A 14,947-nucleotide genomic window follows, 5' to 3' on the forward strand; every position below is an offset into this window, starting at 1 on the left:
GGTGGGCCCCCATGAAAACCGGGAACTCCGCCCGCCCCCCCCCCCCGGGGCCCCCCGGGGGGCGGAAGCCGGCGCCGGGGGGGGGGTCCGCGGGGCCGGGGTTTTTCTGCGGCAGCTGCCCGAGGGGGGGGGGGGGGGGGGGTCCTTCCACGGACCCGCCGCGCCGCACCTCCACGGAGAGGGGTACGGCTCATGGCACCCGAGGTGCACACGGTCGCGGTGATCGGCGCGGGCAAGATCGGCGAGCTCATGCTCTCCGGGCTGCTCCGCTCCGGCTGGCCGGTCGAGCGGCTGCTCGCCACCGCCCGGCGGCCCGCCCGCGCCGAGGAACTGACCGCCCGGTACGGCGTCCGGGTGGTGGACAACCTCACCGCGGTGGACGAGGCGGAGGTGCTCGCCGTCTCGGTGAAGCCGCAGGACGCGGCCGCGCTGCTGGACGAGATCGGCCCCAAGGTGCCCGCCGACAAGCTGGTCATCTCACTCTGCGCCGGCCTGCCCACCGCCTTCTTCAACCGCCGGCTGCCCGAGGGCACCCCGGTGGTCCGGGTCATGACCAACACTCCGGCCCTGGTCGACGAGGCGATGAGCGCGATCTCGCCCGGCGCGCACGCCACCGGCGCGCACCTGGCGCTGGCCGAGGAGATGTTCAAGCCGCTCGGCGCCACCCTCCGGGTGCCCGAGTCCCAGCAGGACGCGGTGACCGCGCTCTCCGGCTCCGGCCCGGCCTACTTCTACCTGCTCGTCGAGGCCATGATCGACGCGGGCATCCTGCTCGGCCTGCCGCGCCAGGTGGCGCACGAGCTGATCGTGCAGACCGCCATCGGCTCGGCCGTGATGCTGCGCGACTCCGGCGAGCACCCGGTGAAGCTCCGCGAGGCGGTCACCTCGCCGGCCGGCACGACCATCTCCGCCATCCGGGAGCTGGAGAACCACGGCGTCCGCGCGGCCATGCTGGCGGCCCTCGAAGCGGCCCGCGACCGGGCCCGCGAACTGGCCGCCCAGGCCGACTGAGGCGAACGGCTCGCCGTCCGGTCGCCGAGACGACGTGGGTCGACACCAAGTCGGGTTTCCGACAGTCTGTCCGGTAGTCGGACGGTTGACTGGTGGCTGGACGGCGTGCCGTCGCTCCCGCTCTGGTCAGGGTAAGGGCTGAGCCGCCACCGGGGGCTCACAGTTGCAGGGCGGAAATGGTTGAATCAGGCCTGCAACGGTGGGGGCCGCGAGGAGTACATATGGATGTCTTCGATGTTCGTGATCGACTCATCGGGGACTACCGGGAGTTCACGTCGAGCTTCGTCGACCCCCGTGATCCGCAGATCAGGAAACACGTCTGGGGCCGCACCGCCTCCGGCTACCAGTGGCCGGCGCCCCATGTGTCGCTGAACCCGAACTTCGCCTCCGGCGGTACGGTCGACGGCTTGGTTGCCGAGGGCCTGCTGCACCCGGACAGCGAGCGGATCTTCCGGATCAAGAAGCACCAGGACGACCCGGGCAGCCAAGCGCTGCGCCTACATCAGCACCAGCGGGAGGCCATCACGACCGCCCGTGCCGGCCACAGCTACGTGCTGACCACGGGCACCGGCTCGGGTAAGAGCCTGTCCTACATCGTGCCGATCGTGGACCGGGTGCTGCGCGCCAAGGCGGACGGGACGTACCAGCCGGGCGTCAAGGCAATCATCGTCTACCCGATGAACGCGCTGGCCAACAGCCAGCTGCACGAGCTGGAGAAGTTCCTCTGCTGGGGCTTCCCCGACGGCAAGCCACTCGTCAGCTTCGACCGCTACACCGGTCAGGAGAACGCCGAGGCCAAGCGCCGGATCCTCAAGGATCCGCCGGACATCCTCCTCACCAACTACGTGATGCTCGAACTGGTGCTGACCCGGCAACGGGAGCGGGACCGGCTGATCAGGGCGGCGCACGGATTGTGGTTCCTGGTCCTCGACGAGCTGCACACCTACCGGGGGCGGCAGGGAGCAGACGTTGCGTTCCTCGTGCGCCGGACGAAGGACGCCTGCGCCGCGCCGGACCTGCAGTGCATCGGCACGTCGGCCACCATGACGACCGAAGGTGACGCGGCCCATCAGCGAGCCGCGGTCGCCACCGTGGCGACCCGGCTGTTCGGGCAGCCCGTCCAGGCTCAGCATGTCATCGGCGAGTCCCTGCGGCGGGCCACGACGGGCAGCGGTGCCGGCGTCGGTGCGCTCGCGGAGCGGGTACGACATTGGCGACGAGATGGGCACGCGCCGGAACTTGGCGATTTCCGGCAGGACCCCCTGGCCCACTGGGTGGAAAGCGCGTTCGGGGTCGAGCCGGAGGAGGGCACCGGCCGGTTGGTGCGCAAGCAGGTCCCGCTCACGGTTCCCGGGGCCGCCGACAACCTGGCTCAAATCACGCATGAGTCCGTCGACGACTGCCAGGCCGCGATTCAGGCGGTGCTGCAGGCCGGTGCGCAGATCAATGACCCGGAGACCGGCCGACCGGTCTTCGCCTTCCGGCTGCACCAGTTCCTCTCCAAGGGCGACAACGTCTACGTCACCATCGAGTCGCCGGCCGAGCGGCACATCACCAGCCGCTACCAGACCGTCTCGCCGGACAGCGGCCCGACCGAGCGAAAAATCCTCGTGCCGTTGGCCTTCTGCCGGGAGTGCGGCCAGGAGTACCTGACCGTCCGCCGGTCGGTGAACGGCTTCGAGGCGCGGCAGGACTTGGACACCGCCGAGGACGGTGGCTACCTCTATCTCAGCGACGATCAACCGTGGCCGGCGAGCCTGGAGATCGCCGTGCAGGACGGCCGGCTGCCGTACTCGTGGACCGTGCTGGCCGACGACGGAAGCACGGTTCCGGCCGAGGACAAGCTCAAGTACCTGCCCGAGGTCGTGCATGTCGACGCCGAGGGCTTCGAGGTGGAGCCGGGCAAGGGCGTCACCGCCGCCTGGGTCGCGGCGCCCTTCCGGTTCTGCCTGCGCTGCCGTGTCTCCTACGAGCGCCAACGGGGCAGGGACTTTGCCCAGCTCGCCAAGCTCTCGACCGAAGGTCGTAGCTCAGCTCTCTCGGTGATCGGGGCCAGCGTCGTGCGGGCGCTGCGCGCCGAACCGATGCTCGACAAGCCGGCCCGGAAGCTGCTCTCGTTTGTCGACAACCGGCAGGACGCGTCGCTTCAGGCCGGGCACTTCAACGACTTTGTCCAGGTCGTGCAGCTTCGCGGCGCGCTCTACCGGGCGGCGGAGAAGGAACCGGACGGTCTCACCCACGAGCGGGTCGCCCAGCGGGTCACCGAGGCGCTGGGGTTGCAGCTGACCGAGTTCGCCCGCCGGCCGGAGGTCCGCTACGGCAAGGAGGAAATCTGGCGAGCGCTGCGCGAGGTGGTCAACTACCGGCTCTACCTCGACCTCGAGCGCGGCTGGCGAGTGACCATGCCGAACCTCGAGCAGACCGGTCTGCTGCGCGTCGACTACCGCTACCTGGACGAGGTGGCCGCCGACCAGGAGATCTGGGAGCGCAGCCACCATCTGCTGCGCGACGACAACCCGGAGCACCGGTACGAGATCGCCGCGACGCTGCTCGACGAGATGCGCCGCAACCTCGCCATCGACGTGCGCTGCCTGACCGAGGACGGGTTCGACGAGATCCGCCGGCTGTCGGCGCAGCACCTCGCCGAGCCCTGGGCCCTCGGTGTGCGAGAGCGGGCCACCGTGGCGGCTATCGCTTTCCCCAAGCCGAGTGGCAAGGGGCGCCCCCGCTCCTACCTACACCTGTCCGGCCGGGGCGCTCTGGGCAAGTACCTCAAGCGGCAGTACGACCGGCCCGGTCAGCCGTGCGGGATCGCCGACGCGCAGGACATGATCCGGGATCTGCTGGCGGTGCTCACCGAGGCGGGCCTGGTGATCCAGGCCGTGCCAGGCGAGGGCGAAGACCTCATCGGTGGTTACCGGCTCCGCTCGGACGCGTTGCTCTGGCGGGCCGGTGACGGCAAGGCGGGCGCGGAAGACCGGGTCCGCAAGCAGCTTTCCGGCGAGGTCGGCGCCCGGGTCAACACCTTCTTCCGCGACCTCTACCGCGACACCTCGCACCTGCTCGCGGGCCTGCAGGCCAAGGAGCACACCGCCCAGGTGACGCCGGACGTCCGCCAGGAACGGGAGCGGGAGTTCCGCGAGGGGGACCTGCCGCTGCTGTTCTGCTCGCCGACGATGGAACTCGGCGTCGATATCAACGCGCTGAACGCGGTGGCGCTGCGAAACGTCCCGCCGACCCCGGCCAACTACGCCCAGCGCGCCGGCCGGGCCGGCCGTTCCGGGCAGCCGGCTCTCGTGGTCACCTACTGCTCGACGGGCAGCGCGCACGACCAGTACTACTTCAAGCGGCCCACGCTCATGGTCGGTGGCGCGGTACAGCCGCCCCGCCTCGACCTGGCCAACGAGGACCTGGTGCGCTCGCACCTGCAGGCGATCTGGCTGGCCGAGACGGGGGAGGAGCTGCCCAGCTCGCTGGCGGCGGTGATGGAGACCGGCGGGGAGAACCCGTCCCTGGACCTGCTGCCCCGGATCAAGAAGTCGATCGAAGACCCGAAGGCCCGGCGACGGGCCCTCGCCCGTGCCGAGGCGGCGCTCGCCGGCGACCTCACCCGGGAACTGCCCAACGCGCCCTGGTGGCGCCCCACCTGGGTGGCCGACGTCATCGAGCGGGCACCACGCAGCTTCGAGGACGCCCTGGAACGGTGGCGCAAGCTCTACCGCGCGGCATTCCGAGAGTATGAGGTGCAGGGCCGCCGGGCGGTCGACACGAACGTCTCGCACAAGGCCAGGGAAGAGGCGCACCGCCGGGCCAACGACGCCCGGGTGCAGCTCGACCTGCTGCGCAACGAGGACTCCGACGAGCCGCAGACCGACTTCTACACCTACCGCTACCTAGCCTCGGAGGGCTTCCTGCCCGGCTACTCCTTCCCTCGGCTACCGCTTGCCGCCTATATCCCCGGGCTGAACGGCCAGCGGCAGGGGGACTACATCCACCGGCCGCGGTTCATCGGGATCAGCGAGTTCGGCCCGGGTGCACTGATCTATCACGAGGGCGCCCGCTACATGGTGCGCAGCGTGCAGTTGCAGCAGGCTGCGGAGCCGGGCAAGGACAGCCTGCTCACCAGCTCCGTCCGACGCTGCCGCGCCTGTGGGCACCTGCATGACGACGTCGCGGGGATCGACGTCTGCGACAGCTGCGGTGAGCAGCTCGGCCTGCCTGACGAAAACCTGCTGCGCCTGTACACGGTGCGCACCCAGCGGCGGGAGCGGATCTCGTCGGACGAGGAGGAGCGGCGCCGCTCCGGCTTCCAGATCGAGACGTCGTACCGCTTCCATCACCACGGCGGGCGGCCGGGCAAGCTGACCGCGACGGTGGCGCCGGAGGAGGCACCGGCGGTCGCGACCCTGGTCTACGGCGATGCGGCCACGGTCCGGCGGGCCAACCTGGGACTCATTCGGCGCAAGGACCAGAAGAAGCGCGGCTTCTGGCTGGACACCAGCAGCGGGGAGTGGCTCTCGGAGTCGAAGGCGGGCGAGAAGACGAGCGACGAGGAGGACCTTGGCGCTGCCGACGAGGTCAAGCGGAAGCAGCGGGTGATCCCATACGTCGAGGACCGGCGCAACATCCTGGTGCTGCGGCTGGCACGTAAAGCCAGGCACGAGCAGGCGGTGTCGCTGCTCTACGCCTTGGAACGTGGTATCGAGGCGACCTTCCAACTTGAGGATTCGGAACTCACTGGGGAACTCCTGCCCGACCTCGACGAGCAGGGCCGGATGCTTTTCATCGAGAGCGCCGAGGGTGGTGCCGGCGTGCTGCGCCGCCTCGTCGAGGAACCTGAGGCGATCAGCCGGGTGGCGGCTGAGGCGTTGCGGATCGCGCACTTCGACCCGGAGACGGGCGAGGAGGCACCGCAGGACGTGGTAGACGGCGACGACCGGTGCGTCCAGGGCTGCTACGACTGCCTGCTGTCGTACTCCAACCAGCCCTTCCACAAGCTGATCGACCGACACCTGATCGTGGAACTGCTGCTCGAGCTGGCAGGGGCGCGGACCACGCAGACCGGCGGTGCCGCCCCGGTCACGGACGGCCTCGACGTCACCGGGCCGGCGGCCGAGTTCGTGACCTGGCTGAAGCAGGCGAGCTATCGGACGCCGGATGGCGGGCACGAGAGGGTAGGCGAGGCGATGGCGGACCTCGTCTATCGGGAGGACAAGGCGGCAGTGTTCGTCGACGTACCTGGCGAGCCCTACGGCGAGGGCCGGGACGGCGACGCCGAGGACAGCCTCTATGACGTCGGATGGACGCCGATCCGCGTGACGGCGGGTGAGTGGCAGCAGGCCGTGGACCGGTACCCGAGCGTGTTCGGGCAGCACATGACGGGGAGCAACTGATGACGGTGACCGCAGAGCGGTTCGAGCCGGGCACGCTGGTCAAGGCGCGGGGCCGGGAGTGGGTGGTGCTGCCAGAGTCGGAACCGGGCCTGCTGGTGCTGCGCCCGCTCGGCGGCGCGGACGACGAGCGGGCCGCCGTGTTGACCGACCTGGAACCGGTCAGCGAGGCCACCTTCGCCTACCCCGATCCCACGGATGCCGGCAACGCCAGCCGTGCGGCCCTGCTGCGCACCGCGCTGCGGATCGGCTTCCGGTCCACCGGGGGGCCGTTCCGTTCCCTCGGCGGCCTGGCCGTCGAGCCCCGGCCCTACCAGCTCGTACCGCTGCTGATGGCGCTGCGGCAGGACATCGTCCGGCTGCTGATCGCCGACGACGTGGGCATCGGCAAGACCGTCGAGTCCGGGCTGATCGCCGCCGAGCTGCTGTCCCAGGGCGACGCAAATGGGTTGGCGGTGCTGTGCAGTCCGGCGCTGGCCGAGCAGTGGCAGCGGGAGCTGGCGGAGAAGTTCGGCATCGCCGCCGAGCTGGTGCTCCCCGGCACCGTACGCCGGCTGGAGCGCGACCTGGTCGGCGCGCAGTCCATCTTCGACCGGTACCGGCACGTGGTGGTCTCCACCGACTACATCAAGCGACCGGAGCTGCGCGACCAGTTCCTGCGCGGCGCCCCGGACCTGGTCATCGTCGACGAGGCGCACTCCTGCGTGCTGGACGACAGCAACTCCGGCGGACGGTCGCGGATGCTCCGCCACGAGCTGGTCCGCAAGCTCTCGGCCCGTGCCGACCGGCACCTGATCCTGGTCACCGCCACCCCGCACAGCGGCAAGGACGCCGGCTTCCGCAACCTCGTCGGACTGCTCGATCCGCGGCTGGAGACCGTCGACCTGGACCGGGTCGAGGGCCGGGAGCTGCTGGCCCGGCACTTCGTGCAGCGCCGCCGGGTGGACATCCGCCGCTTCCTGGAGGACACCCCGTTCCCCGAGGACCGGGAGTCGACCGAGCGCGCCTACCGGCTGACCGGCGACTACCGCAGCCTCTTCGACGACGTGGTCGCCTACGCCCGGCAGACCGTGCGGGACCCGATCGGCGGTCAGGTACGCCAGCGGGTGCGTTACTGGTCGGCGTTGGCACTCCTGCGGGCGATGGCCTCCTCGCCCCAGGCCGCCGCCGCCACGCTGCGAACCCGAGCGGCGAACGCCGACGCCACCGACGCCGACGAGGCCGACGCGCTGGGTCGGGCCGCCGTGCTGGACCTGCCGGACGACGAGACCCAGGAGTCGGTGGACCTGGTGCCGGGTGCCGAGACCGAGGCGGACTCGGGCAGCCCGGAGCGGCGCAGGCTGCTCGCCTTCGCCCGCCGCGCCGAGGCGCTCGCTGCCAAGGGCGACAACAAGCTGGACCTGCTGGTCAAGGAGGTCAAGGCGCTGCTCGGCGACGGGTTCAACCCGGTCGTCTTCTGCCGCTACATCGACACCGCCGAGTACGTGGCCGACCGCCTGACCGCGGCGCTCGGCAAGAACTTCGCCGTCGGCTGCGTGACCGGTGCGCTGCCCCCCGAGGAGCGCACCGATCGGATCAGGGAGCTGACCGCCGACCCGAAGCGCCGGCCCGTCCTGGTCGCGACCGACTGCCTCTCGGAGGGCGTCAACCTCCAGGAGCACTTCCAGGCGGTGGTGCACTACGACCTGGCCTGGAACCCGACCCGGCACGAGCAGCGGGAGGGCCGCGTCGACCGGTTCGGCCAGCGCGCTCAAAAGGTCCGCGCCGTGATGATCTACGGCACGGACAACCGGATCGACGAGATCGTGCTGAAGGTCCTGCTGCGCAAGCACGAGCAGATCCGCAAGGCGCTCGGCGTATCCGTGCCGGTGCCGGACCGCAGCGACGACGTGTTGCAGACCATCGCGCAGGAGCTGCTCATCGCGCCGGACGCGCCGGAGCAGCTGACCATCGACGGCCTGGGCATGGAGTACCGCGAGGAGCTGCACAAGGAGTGGGACAGCGCCGCGCTGAAGGAGAAGGAGTCCCGCACCAAGTACGCCCAGCGAGGCATCCAGCCGGCCGAGGTGGCCGCGGAGCTGGCCGAGATCCGGGCCAGCCTCGGCGCGCCGGACGAGGTCGCCGAGTTCGCCCGGGCCGGCTTCGCCGCGCTCGGCGCTGACGTCGTCGCGAACGGCGACGGCTTCGACGCGACCATCGCGGGCCTACCGCTCGCGCTGCGGGACGCCTTCCCGGCCGGGTACCCGGCCACCCTCGCCCTGCGCCGGGAGCTGCCCACCCCCGCCCGCGCCGCCCATCTGGACCGCACCGACCCGTACGTCGCCGCGCTGGCCCGCTACCTCCTGGAGAGCGCGCTGGACCGGACCGTGCCGGCCGACCAGCGCCCCGCCCGCCGGGCCGGCGTGATGCGCACCTCGGCGGTGAGCAAGCGGACGACGCTGCTGCTGGTCCGATTCCGGCTGCACCTCACCCTGCCCACCCGGGGGGCGGACGTCGAGCCGCGCCGCATGGTCGCCGAGGAGGCCCGCGTGCTGGCCTTCCGGGGCGCGCCGACCGCCGCAGAGTGGCTGCCGGATGAGGAGGTTGCCGCGCTGCTGTCGGCCACCCCGACCGGCAACGTGCTGCCCGAGGCCGCCACCCCGTTGCTGGAACGGGTGATCGGCAAGCTCGACGAGATCGTCCCGCATTTGAACACCACCGCCGACGACCTCGCCGAGGCGCTGCGCACCTCGCACATCCGGGTGCGGGAGGCGGCCGGCCAGCGGGTCCGCCGGCAGATCAGCGTCAGCGCACAGAAGCCTGCCGACGTGCTCGGCATCTACATCTACCTCCCGGAGGCCACCGCATGACCGCCGTGACCTACCCCGCCGTCCGGGTCGAGGGCGGGCTGCTCCCCGCCGGCCTCGTGCAGCGGATTGGCGACGGCGCCGCCCAGCTGCCCGGCGCCGACGCCGCCAGCTATGGGCTCCAGTCCGGCGAGTCGGTGCGCCGCTACGCCAACCGCTCCTACGCCTACCTGCAGGAGGTGTGGCGGGACTTCAAGCGCCAGCGGGAGCGGGCCGGCGACAGCGCGCCGGCCCGGCTGACCCGCGAGCGTTGGCTGCTGATCCTGCTGCGCGAGCTGGGCTACGACGGCATCGAGGCGCTGGCCGGCGGCATCACCGTGGACGAGAAGGCGTTCCCGGTCAGCCACCGTTTCGGGGCCGTACCGGTGCATCTGCTCGGCTGGGGCACGGACCTGGACCGGCGGACGCCGGGGATGCGCGGCGCGGCCGCCGCCGCCCCGCACTCGCTGATGCAGCAACTGCTCAACCGCTCCGACAAGCACCTGTGGGGGATCGTCGCCAACGGGCAGCGGCTTCGGCTACTGCGCGACTCGACCAGCCTGGTCGGCACCGCGTACCTCGAATTCGACCTGGAGGCGATCTTCGAGGGCGACCTTTTCCCCGACTTCGTGCTGCTCTACCGGGTGGCGCACGCCACCCGGCTCGCGGACCGCGACGCGGCGACCGGGCCGTCGTCCTGCCTGCTGGAAGCCTGGCGTACGGAGGGAGCCAAGCAGGGCGAGCGGGCCCTGGAGCAGCTCCGCGACGGGGTGGAGGCGGCGCTGGAGATCCTCGGCACCGGCTTCCTCGACCACCCGGACAACGCCGCGCTGCGGGAGCGGATCGAGGTCAGCCTGTCGCTGGAGGACTACAAGCGCTCCCTGCTGCGCCTGGTCTACCGGCTGCTGTTCTGGTTCGTCGCCGAGGACCGGGACGCGCTGCTCGACCCGGCTGCGGCCCCCGAGGCGCGGCGGCGCTACGACACCTACTTCTCCGCCCGCCGGCTGCGGGAGCTGGCGCTGCGCCGCCGGCACTCCGGCCACGGCGACCTGTGGGAATCGGTGCGGCTGGTCTTCGAGATCCTCGGTAAGGAGTCCGGCAACCCGACCCTGGGCCTGCCCGGCATCGGCGGCCTCTACGAGCCCGGCGCGCTGGACGTCCCGATCGCCGAGGCCAGCCTGAGTAACACGGCGCTACTGCGCGCGGTGGAGGCCCTGGCGGTGCTGCCCGCGCGCAAGGGCGCCGGCCGGCAGCGCGTCGACTTCCAGCACCTGGGTGCCGAGGAGCTGGGCAGCGTCTACGAGTCGCTGCTGGAGCTGCGCCCCCGCTGGGACGCCCCGGCCCGTCGCTTCCACGCCGAGCGGCTGGCCGGCAACGAGCGCAAGACCACCGGCTCCTACTACACCCCGTCTTCCCTCGTGGAGTGCCTGCTCGACTCGGCACTCGACCCGCTGCTGGACGAGGCCACCGCGCTGCCCACCCCGGACGAGCGGATCAAGGCGCTGCTCGACCTGACCGTCTGCGACCCCGCCTGTGGGTCGGGGCACTTCCTGATCGCGGCGGCCCGCCGGATCGCCAAGCGGGTGGCCGCCGAGGAGACCGACGAGCTGGAGCCCGCGCCGGCCGCGGTCCGCTCGGCGATGCGCCGGGTGGTCGCTCGCTGCATCTACGGCGTGGACGTCAACGAGATGGCCGCCGAACTAGCCAAGGTGTCGCTCTGGCTGGAGGCCATGGAGCCGGGCCGGCCGCTCGGCTACCTCGACGCCAACATCCGCGTCGGCAACTCCCTGCTCGGCGTCACCCCGCGCCTCTTGAAGGAGGGCATCCCGGACGCCGCCTTCACCGCCCTCACCGGCGACGACAGGCGAGTCGCCAGCGCGCTCAAGAAGCAGAACGCGGCCGAGTCGTCCGGACAGGGCGACCTCTTCGGCTCTGCGGGCATCCAGGTCGGCAACAGCTCGCTCGCCGCAGAGGTCAAGCAGATCGTGTACGCGGAGCCGCGCTCGCTCGCCGACGTGCATGTGCAGGCCAAGCGGGCGCGGGCGGTAGAGGACGATCGCCGGCACGCCAAGCTCGTCGCTGACGCGTGGTGCGCCGCCTTCGTCCAGCCGAAAACCGAGGCGAGCCGTCATGGCGCGATCACTCAGGCCGTCCTGGAACGCCTTGACAAGGGCGAAGCTTCGCTGGAGATGCACCGGGTCGAGTCGATGGTGGATGAGCTGACCCGGCAGTACCGCTTCTTCCACTGGCACATCGAGTTCCCGCACATCTTCCCAGTGCCCGAGTACGGCCCGGTGGACGAGGCGACGGGTTGGCAGGGCGGCTTCTCCTGCGTCCTCGGCAACCCGCCCTGGGAACGGGTCAAGCTCCAGGAGCAGGAGTTCTTCGCATCCCGCGACCCGGAGATCGCCGGAGCGAAGAACGCCGCCGCCCGCAAGAAGGCCATCGCTGCGCTGGCCGAGAGCGACGAGCCGGCCAAGCAGATGCTGTACGCCGAGTGGATCGCCGCCCTGCACGAGGCGGACGGATTCAGCCACCTGCTGCGGTCGTCCGGCCGCTACCCGTTGACAGGCAAGGGCGACATCAACACGTACTCCGTGTTCACGGAGACGGCCCGGGTTGTGCTGCACCCGGGCGGGCAGCTCGGCATCATCGTGCCCACTGGCATCGCCACCGACGCCACCACTCAGGACTTCTTCAAGGACCTGGTGGTTACCAAGAGCCTGGTGTCGCTGTACGACTTCGAGAACGAGGACAGGGTCTTCCCGAACGTGCATCACTCGTTCCGCTTTGCGCTGCTATCGATGAGCGGACGACAACGGATAGCCGAGCGGGTATTGCTGGTGTTCCGGGTCCGCCAGGCGAACCAGATTCCGGCGCGGACCTACTCTCTGACGCCGAACGAGATCACTCTGGTAAACCCGAACACGGGAACCTGCCCGGTGTTCCTGTCACGGCGCGACGCCGAGATCACCCTTGGCGTCTATCGTCGAGTCCCAGTGCTGTGGCGCGAGAGTGCGCAGGAGTCCAACCCTTGGGGCCTGTCCTTTATAGCCATGTTCCACATGGCGAACGACTCTGGCCTCTTCCGGACGGCGGATGAGCTGTCGGATGCGGGCTGGCAGCTCGACGGGAATGTCTTCCTCCGTGGCGGCGAGCGGATGCTTCCTCTTTACGAAGCCAAGATGGTGCACATGTTTGACCATCGATGGGGGACCTATTCGGGCCAGACTGCGGCCCAGCGAAACATGGGAACCCTGCCGCGACTCGATCTCTCTCAGAAGAATGACCCCAGCGTTCTTGCGTTGCCGAATTACTGGTTGCACGATCGGGAGCTAGGAGCGCGTCTGGGTCGATGGGCTGACGCTCCGGGATTTCTCGCTTGTCGTAAGATAGCCCGTGCCACTGACGAGCGTACCTTGATTTTGGGCGCAATTCCTCGTGTTGCTTTCGCCAACTCCGGCTACGCCATCGTCTGTCAGGAGAAGTCGCGAGAGGCGCTCCTTCTCGCAACCCTATCCTCTTTTGTCCTCGACTATTTGTTGCGCCAGAAAATGAGCGGAACCAACCTAACCTATCATCTGCTAAAGCAGCTGCCGGTGCTGCCGCCCGAGCGTTACGACCAACCGGTGCCGTGGGACCCGAAGGGTGGAGCACTGGATGCTTGGGTTAGGTCGCGTGTGCTGGAGCTGACCTACACGGCCGATGACCTTGCGCCGTACGCCCGAGACCTTGGCAACGACGGCCCGCCGTTCCCCTGGGACCCAGCCCACCGAGAGTTTCTCCGTGCCGAACTCGACGCGGCGTACTTCCACCTGTACGGGATCGACCGAGACGACGTGGCCTACATCATGGACACCTTCAAGGTCGTCCGCCAGAAGGACCAGGCCGCCCACGGCGAGTACCGCACCAAGCGCCTCATCCTCGACCGTTACGACGCCTTCGCTGCCGGAGGTCAGTAGCACCCGCGACTTGGGCCGTAACGCCGGAGGGAGTCCCTTTGCTTGGTTGGACGGGGTGTTGCGCGGCACGGGCTGCATTGAACAATGCGGTATGGAGCGGAAGAAGATCAAGACGCACGAGGTCCATGAAGCTGGCGTACGTAGTGCCATCGTTGAGATCGAACGACGAGGAGGCGCCGCCAGGTTGACCGGAAGACTGCTTGAAGTCTCTCCTTCTCCTGGTTGGTCCGACTTGGCCGGTCCTGTCCTCGTAAAGGTGGCGGCGAAGACGTCAGGGGACTGGCAGACGTCAGTTACTGAGGGGCGCGCACCGACTCGTGGCGATCTAGCAAGCCGGGAACGTTACTGGATGTTCGTCGACCTCGGGGCCGACCCGGTCGACTTTTATGTTGCCCCTGCGATCTGGGTGCGGGACGAGATCACGAAACGACACCAAGCGTTCCTGCTGCGACATGGCGGGAAGCGACCGGTCAATCCTGACTCGGTGCACCACAAGATCAAGGTCGAATGGATTGAACAATGGCGACAGCGCTGGGGCTTGCTGGGAATGCCCCGATGACTGCCATGGGTAGTCTAACGAGACTCGACGCTCATAGAGTTGACTCCTCCGAACCGTGCTCCTCGTCCCGTGGTCGCTGCAAGGGCTCCACGTAAATGCTCCTCTCGATTTCACCGCGCGTCCGAACCAATCCATTGGGCAGTTCCTCAGCGGGTGTCGAGGGGAGGATCCACCGCAACTGGGGAGATGCGTCGAGTCCATATATTCCGAGTAGGTCATCTAGATAGGCTCCGAAGACGCCTCGGAGTTCTCCCAGGTCGGAGTAGAAGTGCAAGTCGCTTGCACCTTGCGCGCTTGTCAAAAACCGCTCACATGCAAGGCGCAGTAGTCGGATTCTATTCTTTGCCGGCGAGTCGTGTCTTAGTTGCTCCTGAACGTCGACCAACCGGGACCTCATCAACAAGACCGACTCGACGACGTGCCGATGGTTCTCGCTATTGAACGGCATCCACAGGACGCGGCGGGTTTCGAGGAAATCGACGAGACGCCGCAGCAGGTCCCGTTCAGACTTGGTGTAGTCCCATTGAACGCCGCCGAACAGGGTGGAAACGCCTGTGAGGCGGACACCTCGCCGGCCGCGCAACTGGTTGCGCATCCTGCCAAGAATTCCTGTCATGTTGGCACGACCTCCGTGCAATTCGTTTTGTGGAAAACCGGAATTTTACGTGGATCCATTCATCAAATATCGGGCAAACCCGTCCAATGCTGCGGTGATTGCGTGCGCGAGCCGGCTCCAGACGTAGGGTCGGAGGACATCTTCTGCTTCTTCAGGGCGGCAGAACTTGTAGGCCAGCAACTCATCATCCCTGAGCCGAACGGCTCTCCTTTGCTGTTTGATAAGGGTGCCGACGTCAAAGATGAACATGAGGCTGTCGTCATGGACCGTGCGGTCGGTATCCAGTCGACCACCAGGAGCTTGTTGACCTTCAGCTCAAGGCCGAACTCCTCGCGGATCTCGCGTTCCGCGGCCTGGTGGGGAGGTTCGTTCGCCTCGGCCATGCCAACAGGAAGGTCCCAATCCGGCTTGTACCAAGGGTTGACGAGCAGCGCATGGCCTTGCTCGTTCCTGATCAGGACGTCCGCGCCGACTCGCTTGCGGGCCTGCTTCGCGTTGCCCTCCGCGAGGTATGCCTGCCACGCATCGGGGTCCCGTTTGTAGAGTGGGCGGTCATCCGCCGCCGAGTTGTCCAGCACCAGCGG

7 protein-coding genes are annotated in these 14,947 nt (G+C 69.0%); 5 read left to right on the forward strand and 2 right to left on the reverse strand.

From position 1 onward, the window contains the following. Nucleotides 1-192 precede the first annotated feature (192 nt). From proC to FXF50_RS18135, 5 genes are all read left to right on the forward strand, one after another. Nucleotides 193-1,011 carry a pyrroline-5-carboxylate reductase gene (gene proC, locus FXF50_RS18115; RefSeq protein WP_107076605.1) on the forward strand — a complete coding sequence of 273 codons (819 nt, stop codon included), beginning with the start codon at nt 193-195 and terminating at the stop codon, nt 1,009-1,011. 221 nt (nt 1,012-1,232) lie between these two features. Then, nucleotides 1,233-6,404 (forward strand): DEAD/DEAH box helicase, encoded by a 5,172-nt coding sequence (locus FXF50_RS18120; protein WP_148429353.1) that lies wholly within the window; start codon nt 1,233-1,235, stop codon nt 6,402-6,404. Then, a complete protein-coding gene (locus tag FXF50_RS18125; protein WP_148429355.1) occupies nt 6,404-9,250 on the forward strand; it encodes a helicase-related protein in 2,847 nt (948 codons plus the stop codon). The genes FXF50_RS18120 and FXF50_RS18125 overlap by 1 nt, the downstream gene beginning before the upstream one ends. Continuing rightward, a complete protein-coding gene (locus FXF50_RS18130) occupies nt 9,247-13,188 on the forward strand; it encodes an N-6 DNA methylase (protein ID WP_148429356.1) in 3,942 nt (1,313 codons plus the stop codon). The genes FXF50_RS18125 and FXF50_RS18130 overlap by 4 nt, the downstream gene beginning before the upstream one ends. Nucleotides 13,189-13,537: 349 nt before the next feature. Beyond that, a complete protein-coding gene (locus tag FXF50_RS18135) occupies nt 13,538-13,747 on the forward strand; it encodes a hypothetical protein (RefSeq protein ID WP_148429358.1) in 210 nt (69 codons plus the stop codon). Nucleotides 13,748-13,778: 31 nt separating this feature from the next. Here the strand turns inward: FXF50_RS18135 and FXF50_RS30285 are convergent, their stop codons facing one another. Continuing rightward, nucleotides 13,779-14,363 carry a DUF6650 family protein gene (locus FXF50_RS30285; RefSeq protein ID WP_370464127.1) on the reverse strand — a complete coding sequence of 195 codons (585 nt, stop codon included), beginning with the start codon at nt 14,361-14,363 and terminating at the stop codon, nt 13,779-13,781. Between the two features lie 62 nt (nt 14,364-14,425). After that, a complete protein-coding gene (locus tag FXF50_RS18140; RefSeq protein WP_255510096.1) occupies nt 14,426-14,941 on the reverse strand; it encodes an NUDIX domain-containing protein in 516 nt (171 codons plus the stop codon). Nucleotides 14,942-14,947: the final 6 nt, after the last annotated feature.

The organism is Micromonospora sp. AP08, from assembly GCF_008085935.1.
Classification (GTDB): domain Bacteria; phylum Actinomycetota; class Actinomycetes; order Mycobacteriales; family Micromonosporaceae; genus Micromonospora; species Micromonospora chersina.

Bases quoted from the DNA above. Each gene is read 5' to 3' on its own strand.
- FXF50_RS18130 (WP_148429356.1), top strand. From the start codon at position 9,247: ATGACCGCCGTGACCTACCCCGCCGTCCGGGTCGAGGGCGGGCTGCTC.
- FXF50_RS18125 (WP_148429355.1), top strand. From the start codon at position 6,404: ATGACGGTGACCGCAGAGCGGTTCGAGCCGGGCACGCTGGTCAAGGCG.
- proC (WP_107076605.1), top strand. From the start codon at position 193: ATGGCACCCGAGGTGCACACGGTCGCGGTGATCGGCGCGGGCAAGATC.
- FXF50_RS30285 (WP_370464127.1), bottom strand. From the start codon at position 14,363: ATGACAGGAATTCTTGGCAGGATGCGCAACCAGTTGCGCGGCCGGCGA.
- FXF50_RS18135 (WP_148429358.1), top strand. From the start codon at position 13,538: ATGTTCGTCGACCTCGGGGCCGACCCGGTCGACTTTTATGTTGCCCCT.
- FXF50_RS18120 (WP_148429353.1), top strand. From the start codon at position 1,233: ATGGATGTCTTCGATGTTCGTGATCGACTCATCGGGGACTACCGGGAG.